The sequence below is a fragment of the Devosia sp. genome (genome assembly GCF_041917035.1).
Taxonomy (GTDB): Bacteria; Pseudomonadota; Alphaproteobacteria; order Rhizobiales; family Devosiaceae; genus Devosia_A.
The window spans coordinates 1-7,616 of record NZ_JAYRYM010000179.1 but is presented as its reverse complement, the minus strand read 5'-3'; the positions used below and the strand labels follow the sequence as shown (position 1 = coordinate 7,616).

General features: G+C 70.2%; 7 protein-coding genes and 1 pseudogene. All 8 read right to left on the bottom strand.

The genetic code is table 11. From position 1 onward, the window contains the following. Window positions 1-201: pseudogene (locus ACE3TU_RS16125) on the bottom strand (sugar ABC transporter permease); the annotation flags it as partial. A gap of 2 nt (window positions 202-203) precedes the next feature. Continuing rightward, on the bottom strand, window positions 204-1,247 hold the full coding sequence (locus ACE3TU_RS16120) for a LacI family DNA-binding transcriptional regulator (protein ID WP_374626003.1): 1,044 nt from the start codon (window positions 1,245-1,247) through the stop codon (window positions 204-206). A gap of 155 nt (window positions 1,248-1,402) precedes the next feature. Then, entirely contained in the window at window positions 1,403-2,056 is a 654-nt protein-coding gene (locus ACE3TU_RS16115) for a phosphoribosyltransferase (protein WP_374626001.1), read from the bottom strand. A gap of 180 nt (window positions 2,057-2,236) precedes the next feature. Continuing rightward, window positions 2,237-2,746 (bottom strand): Hsp20/alpha crystallin family protein, encoded by a 510-nt coding sequence (locus ACE3TU_RS16110; RefSeq protein ID WP_374625999.1) that lies wholly within the window; start codon window positions 2,744-2,746, stop codon window positions 2,237-2,239. 72 nt (window positions 2,747-2,818) lie between these two features. Next, on the bottom strand, window positions 2,819-4,663 hold the full coding sequence (gene ftsH / locus ACE3TU_RS16105) for an ATP-dependent zinc metalloprotease FtsH (RefSeq protein ID WP_374625997.1): 1,845 nt from the start codon (window positions 4,661-4,663) through the stop codon (window positions 2,819-2,821). Beyond that, entirely contained in the window at window positions 4,663-6,285 is a 1,623-nt protein-coding gene (gene groL, locus ACE3TU_RS16100) for a chaperonin GroEL (RefSeq protein WP_374625995.1), read from the bottom strand. Before groL ends, ftsH begins: the two co-directional genes overlap by 1 nt. A 26-nt stretch (window positions 6,286-6,311) precedes the next feature. Next, window positions 6,312-6,800, bottom strand: a complete 489-nt coding sequence (locus tag ACE3TU_RS16095) for a GyrI-like domain-containing protein (RefSeq protein WP_374625993.1) — start codon at window positions 6,798-6,800, stop codon at window positions 6,312-6,314. Window positions 6,801-6,924: 124 nt separating this feature from the next. Next, window positions 6,925-7,616 (bottom strand): ROK family protein (locus tag ACE3TU_RS16090; protein ID WP_374625991.1); only part of this gene is annotated, 692 nt, incomplete at its 5' end.

Below are 7,616 nucleotides of genomic sequence, written 5' to 3'. Positions count from 1 at the left end.
GCGAACCTGCTCGAACGCCATCTTGGCCTCCCAGATCGGGAAGTAGTGCCAGACGACGAAGAACAGGATGCCGGGGGCCATCATCAGGTAGTAGGGCCACCAGCGGCGGGCGGCGGGGAGCAGGCGGCGCGGCCCCGACGCAGCGGGAACGTTCCCACGTCGGGGCGAAGGGGATGCCAGCGGGCCGTCTGTCCTCGTCATGATCAGGTCCTGCCGCCTCCAGCGATGCGCAACGGCGTGACGACCCGCAGGTCGGCGAGCGAGCCGCGCTCGATCAGCCGGCACGGCAGATAGGTGCGCCCATCGAGGGCACGGCCGGCGAGATGATCGAACAGCGCCTCGGCGGCCCGGCGCCCCAGTTCGCGCGCCGGCTTCTCGATGGTGGTGAGCCCCGGCCAGGAGAAGGCGCCGGCCGGAACGCCGTCGAAGCCGAGCACGGAGACGTCGCGCGGGCACTCGCGACCGGCGACGCGCGCCGCCATCATGGCGCCGAGCGCCATCAGGTCGTTGGCGCAGAACACGGTCAGGTGCGCATCGCGCTGCTGCTCGAGCAGGCGCTGCATGGCCGAGAAGCCTCCCTCGACGGTATAGTCACCGCTCTCGACCGGCAGGCTCGCCGGATCGATGTCGCGCTCGAGGCAATGCTCGTGCACGCTCCTCAGGAAGCGGGCGCGCGCCAAGCGGGATTTCGGACCGAGGATCAGGGCCGGGCTGCGGTGCCCCATCTGCTCGAGATGATCGAGCCCGAGGCGCACCGCCTGACGGATGTCGGAACCGATGGACGGAGTGTCGGGGAAGCGTTCCGCGCTTGAGCCGATGAGCACGAAGGGCAGGCCGAAGCGGCCGAACTCGTCAACGCTGTCGGAGACGGGATTGACGATCGCCCCCTCGACGCGGGCCTGGCGCAGCGCCCTGAGATGGCTGGCCTCGCGCTCGTGATCCCAGTCGGAGGAAAACACCAGCAGCGAGGCATCATGCGCCGCAACGAGGTCCTGCGCGCCGCGCGCCACCTCGGCCCAGAACGGATTGGCGATATCGGGGATGACGAGGCCGAACAGCCCGGAGCGGCCGGAGCGCATGCCGACGGCGAGGTGGTTGCGCTCGTAGCCGACGGCGAGCGCCGCCTTGCGCACCTTGTCGCGGGTGGCGTCGTTGACCTCCGCCGAATCGCTCATCGCCCGCGCGGCCGTGCTCTTCGACACCCCGGCGAGGCGCGCGACATCGACGATGGTGGGGCGACGGGCCAAGCAACTCCTCCGCCGCGGTTGACCCGCAGACTACTGGGAACGTTACCGGAAGTGCCGGACGCTGTCCAGCCAGGAAAACGCCATGCCGCGGTCACGTTGATGAACCGGGTTGTCCTGCCGGCCGGCGGGCCGGAAGAAGGCCCTCGCCCTGGCGGTCAGGAGGGCGGCGGGACGGCAGCAGCCTCGAGAAGGCGGGTCACCTCAGCATCCTCGAGTTGCGGGAAGGCGTCATACCAGGCTCCGATGGAGCCCAGGTCCGGACGCGGCAGGAGGCAGACGATCTCGTCGGCCTCCGGCCGGAGCAGGTCCAGCGCCCGCGTCGAGGCGACCGGCACGGCGAGGACGACGCGGCGCGGACGCGCCTGCCGCAACGCCTGCAGGGCGGCCTGCATGCTGGCACCGGTGGCGATGCCGTCGTCGACGAGGATCGCGGTGCGATCGGCAAGCGGCTGATGCGGACGCCCCCCGAGATAGCGCTCGCGGCGGCGGCGGGCCTCCGCGGTCTCGGCGGCCAGCACCGCGTCGAAGGCCGGTTTCGGGATCGCCAGCGCACGGATGGTATCGTCATGGCGAACGACAACGGGCGGCTCGGCATCGGCGACGGCGCCCATGGCGTATTCGGCATGGCCGGGCACGCCGAGCTTGCGCACAATCAGCAGATCGAGCGGAGCGGCGAGGCGGCGCGCGATCTCGGCGGCGACCGGAACACCGCCGCGCGGGAGCGCAAGGACGACCGGGTGCTCGCGGGCGAGGGGGAGCAGGGCCTCGGCCAGTTGCCGGCCGGCATCGGTGCGATCCCGAAACGCCATGGTTGCCTCCGCCGTGCGGGGTTGCGCGCCCCAATGGACGCCGCGCCTTGTCTTTCCCCGAAGGCGGAAGGCGCAGCCGCTCGAGGCAGGTGACGATCTCCTGGCCGGGCGGCCGTGGCCACCCGGCTTGTGACGATTTCCTGGCCGGGCGGCCGTGGCCACCCGGCCTGCGGGCCGGTCTCAGGCGGCCTTGACTTCGACCTTCTGCTCGGGGGCCTGCGCCGCCTCGGACTTGGGCAGGGTGACGGTCAGAACGCCGTTCCTGAAGGCGGCATCGACCTTGGCCGTGTCGACGGTCTCGGGTACGGCAAAGGACCGCTCGAAGGCACCGTACTGCCGTTCCTTGAGGTAGTAGTCCTTGGCCTTGTCCTGCTTTTCCTCGGACTTTTCGCCCTTGATCACGACATTGCTGTTCCTGAGGGTCACCGACACGTCCTTGCTGTCATAGCCGGGCAGGTCGACAGTGATCTCGAAGGCCGTGTCGTGCTCGACAATATCGACCGCCGGAACCTTCATGCCGACGCGGGCAAAGCCCGGGAACTCGCCGCGGAAGGGCTTCAGCCAATTGCCGTCGTCGAACAGCCGGTCGATCTCGCGCCGCAGTTCCTCGAAGGGATGCCATGCAGGAGCCGGGGCGACCGCCTTATCCTTGTCGGTCTTGACTGAAAGCTTGTTTGAAGTCTCGTTCATGGACAAATCTCCTCTTGCTTCGATCAACGTTCAAAAGCTAGCGCGACGCCGCCGCCGGTGTTTTGAGCAACGTCAAACCGAGGCAGCGTCCGGCGCGGGGAGCGCGGCCCGCCGCTGCAGGGGGAGAAAGTCGGCGGGGGTGATGGTCTCGTGCTCGAGCAGCAGCGCGGTGCCGCGGTCGAGATCGGCGCGATTGGCGTCGAGCAGGGCCCGGGCGCGCGCGAACGCGGCCTCGATCAACTGCCGGATGGCGAGATCCACTTCGCGCGAGGTCGCCTCGGAATAGTCGCGGCGGCCTGCCTGCCCATAGGGGCCGTTGAGGAAGGGCTGCGCCAGTTGCTCGAGCACCGCCTGCCCCGTCCCCTCGCCCATGCCGAAGCGCGCGACATATTGCCGGGCAATGTCCGTCGCCTTGGCGAGATCGTCGGCGGCGCCGGTCGAGATCTCGCCCAAGACCAGGGCCTCGGCGGCGCGACCGCCCATCAGCACGGCGATGCGATCGCGCAGTTCGGAAGCGGTGATGACGTAGCGATCGTCGGTGGGGCGCTGCAGCGTGTAGCCAAGGGCACCGATGGCGCGTGGAATGATCGAGACCTTGTGCACCGGATCGGCGCCGGGGATGGCGGCGGCAACCAGGGCATGACCGAGTTCGTGGCAGGCGACGCGGCGGCGCTCGTTCTCGGTGAGGACGCGGCTGCGGCGCTCGGGGCCGGCGACGATGCGCTCGACGGCGGCGGTGAAATCGGCCATGGCGACGGCATCGGCGCCCCGCCGGGTGGCGAAGATCGCCGCCTCGTTGACCAGATTGGCAAGATCGGCGCCGGTGAAGCCGGGGGTGAGGGCGGCGATCTGGTCGGTATCGAGGCCGGGAGCGAGCGCGATCTTTTTCAGGTGCACCTCGAGGATGGCCCTGCGGTCCTTGCGCTCGGGCCGGTCGAGCGTCACCTGGCGGTCGAAGCGGCCGGCGCGCAGCAGCGCCGGATCGAGGATTTCCGGGCGGTTGGTGGCGGCGAGCAGGACGATGCCGACGCGCGGATCGAAGCCGTCGAGCTCGCTGAGCAGCTGGTTGAGCGTCTGCTCCTTCTCGTCGCCGCCACCCAGCTCGGCAAACGGCGAGCGGGCGCGACCAAGCGCATCGAGCTCGTCGATGAAGATGATCGATGGCGCCGCGGCGCGGGCCTGCTCGAACAGGTCGCGCACGCGCGCCGCGCCGACGCCGACGAAGAGCTCGACGAACTCGGAGCCGGAAATGGAGAAGAACGGCACCCCGGCCTCGCCGGCGACGGCGCGGGCGAGCAGCGTCTTGCCGGTGCCGGGCGGACCGACCAGCAGCACCCCCTTAGGGATGCGGGCGCCGAGCCGGCCGTATTTCTCCTTGTTCCTGAGGAAGGCGACGATCTCCTCGAGCTCGGCCTTGGCCTCGTCGACGCCGGCGACGTCGGCGAAGCTGACGCCGGTCTTGGTCTCGACATAGATCTTGGCCTTGGACTTGCCGATCGAGGTCAGCCCGCCGATGCCGCCCTTTTCGGCGAAGCGGCGGAAGACGAAGTACCAGATGCCCGCCATCAGCAGGACCGGCACGACCCAGGAGGCGAGCGTGGCGAGAAGGTTGGACTCGGTGGTGCCGCGGACGGTGACACCCTTGTCGACGAAGGTGGCGACGAGAACGGGATCGACCCTCTCCGTCATGAAGTAGTCATAGCCGTCCTGCGCGGAGCTGAAGCGGCCCTGGATCAGCGACTCGCTGATCGTCACCTCGGCGATGTGGCCCGCCTCGAGGTGGGTCAGCAGGTCCGAGTAGCTGATCTGCGCCACGGCGCGGTAGCCCAGCCAGAACTGGAAGGCGAAGATCAGCAGCAGCGCCGCCGCGAAGTACCACAGGTTGTACTGGTGCTTGCGGTTGAGCGGGGTGGCCATCAGAGGCCGGCCTCCGGCATGCCGGCCCGCTCGGCCGGCGGCTCGGCAAGCTCGGTCATCGTCGCCTCGGTGAGCAGCAGCGTGCTGGCGACACTGACGGCGTTCTCGAGCGCCAGCCGCACCACCTTGGTGGGATCGATGATGCCGGCCTCGATCAGATCGACATAGGCCTTCCTTGCCGCGTCGTAGCCCTGGGCGCCCTTGCTGGCGAGCATCTGGGCCACCACCACGCCGCCGTCGACGGCGGAATTCTCGGCGATCTGGCGGGCCGGGACCTCGAGGGCGCGGCGCAGGATCAACAGGCCGGTGCGCTCGTCGCCCTCGGCCTGCCCCGCCTCGGCCTCGACCGCCCCGGCGCAGCGCAGCAGCGCCAGCCCGCCGCCCGGCACGATGCCTTCGGCAACCGCGGCCTTGGTGGCGTTGATGGCGTCGTCGAGCGCGTCCTTGCGCGCCTTCATCTCGGCCTCGGTAGGCGCTCCGACGCGAATGACGGCGACGCCGCCCGAGAGCTTGGCGAGGCGCTCCTCGAGCTTTTCGCGGTCGTAGTCGGAGGTGGTCTTCTTGATCTCGCGGCGCAATTGCTCGACGCGTCCCTCGATGGCCTTGGGCGCGCCGGCGCCGCCGATGATGGTGCAGGTCTCCTTGTCGAGGACGACGCGCTTGGCGCGGCCGAGCATCTCGATGGTGACGTTTTCGAGCTTCAGCCCGAGCTCGTGCGAGATCACCTGGCCGCCGGTCAGGGTGGCGATGTCCTCGAGCATGGCCTTGCGCCGATCGCCGAAGCCGGGGGCCTTGACGGCACAGTTGCGGAAGGTGCCGCGCAGGTTGTTGACGATCAGGGTGGCGAGCGCCTCGCCGTCGACATCCTCGGCGATGACGAGCAGCGGCGCGCCGGACTTGGCGACGGATTCGAGCAGCCCGATGAGGTCGTTGAGAACGCTGACCTTGCCATCGACGATGAGCAGCAGCGGGTCCTCGAGGGCGGCCTCCATGCGCTCGGCATTGGTGACGAAATAGGGCGAGATGAAGCCGCGGTCGAACTGCATGCCCTCGACGACGTCGAGCATGGTCTCGGTGGTCTTGGCCTCCTCGACGGTGATCACCCCCTCGTCGCCGACCTTGTCCATGCCGTCGGCGACGAGCTTGCCGATGCTGGGATCGTTGTGGGCGGAGATGGTGGCCACCTGCTCCTTCTCGAGCCGGCTCGCCACCGGGCGGGACAGCGCCTTCAGCGCCTCGACCACCCGGCGGGTGCCGCGATCGAGGCCGCGCTTGAGATCGATGGCACTGGCGCCGGCGACGACGTTGCGGACGCCGTCGGCGAAGATGGCATGGGCGAGGACCGTCGCGGTGGAGGTGCCGTCGCCGACCATCTCGCCGGTCTTTTCGGCGGCCTGGCGCAGCATGCGGGCCCCGAGATTCTCCTCGGGGTCCTTGAGGTCGAACTCCTTGGCGATGGTGACGCCGTCATTGCACACCAGCGGGGCGCCCCACTTGCGCTCGATCAGCACTGACTTGGAGCGGGGCCCGAGGGTGACGCGCACCGCGTCGGCGAGCTGGGTGGCGCCGGCGAGAACCTTTTCGCGGGCGGCGGAGCGGAACAGAACCTGCTTATGAGCCATGATGAAAATGCCTTGATGTGGGAGTGTCAGTCGGCGGGGAACCGGGCCGCGTCGGCGGCCGAAACCTCGGTGTAGATCTCGGTGAGGAGCTGATCCTCGGGGGTGGTGTCGGGGCCGTTGAGATAGACTTCCCACATGCGGGCGCCCTGCGGGATGCCGGCATCGGTGATCCGGGCCCCGATTTCGGCATAGGTCCGGCCGAACCCGGCATAGGAGCCCTTGTGCACGGTCTTGAGGGCGGGACCGTGAGGGGTCGTGCCGGCCTTGACCTCGCCGGCCGCCTTGGCGGCATCGGCGGCCGAGACCGGGAAGCCCAGGTCGATGGCCGTCGTGGTTTCGGTCCAGTCGTGATAGAGCGCGATGGGCGGGCCGAGCGGCTGCACCCCGGAGGCGGCGATGAAGGCGCCGAGGGTGGCAAAGCCCCGCCCCATGACGGCGGGGATTTCGGGCATGGTGCCGCTCAGCGCCACGTAGAGCATGGGCCGGGGGGTGAGGGTGACGCTGGTCAGCTTCATCGTGTGCTCCTTTCGAGGCGGGGCGGCAGCACCTGCGCGGCTCGAGCAGTGACGAGGGCAAACTAGCGTTACGGAGAAGGCGCGGTTTGATCGGGGTCAAAGTCCGCGCGGGCGGCGCGGCCGATCAGCCGAGCGCGAGAAGGCCGGCGCCGACGAGGCAGGCCTGGGCGCCGAACCGGGCCGGAACGACCGGGACGGCGCGAGTGGCGCCGAGCGCCTCGGCGGCGGCGGCGCGGCGCAGCGGGGCGAGGTAGGCCTCGCCCAGGCCGGCGACGCCGCCGCCGATGACGACGACCTCGGTGTCGACGAGATTGTTGGCGCCGCCGATGACGGCTCCGAGCGCCGCGGCCCCCTCGGCGATGACGGCGGTTGCCTCGGGGTCGGCGGAGGCGGCGATGGCGCGCAGGCCGAGCGCGCGCCCGGTGCGGCGGCGATACTCGGCCTCGAGCGACGGACCGCTGGCATAGGCCTCGACGTGATCGCGGGCGCCGCACGAGCAGATCCGGCCCTGCCGCAGCGGCGCCGGCAGATGGCCGATGGACCCGGCAATGCCATGCGCCCCCTGCTCCACGCTGCCGTGCCGGACGATAGCGCCGCCGATGCCGGTGCCGACGGCGACGACGAGAGCCGAGGCGCGGCCGCGCGCCGCCCCGAGCAAGGCCTCGCAGAGGCCGGTGGCATGCACGTCGTTGAGCACGCGGACCTCGAGCGCGAGGGCGGCGGCCAGTCGGGCGCCGAGCGGCGTGCCGGCCCAGCCGCGCAGCAGGTCGGTGGCGCTGGCGATGCTGCCGTCGCGGGCGACGACACCGGCCGTCC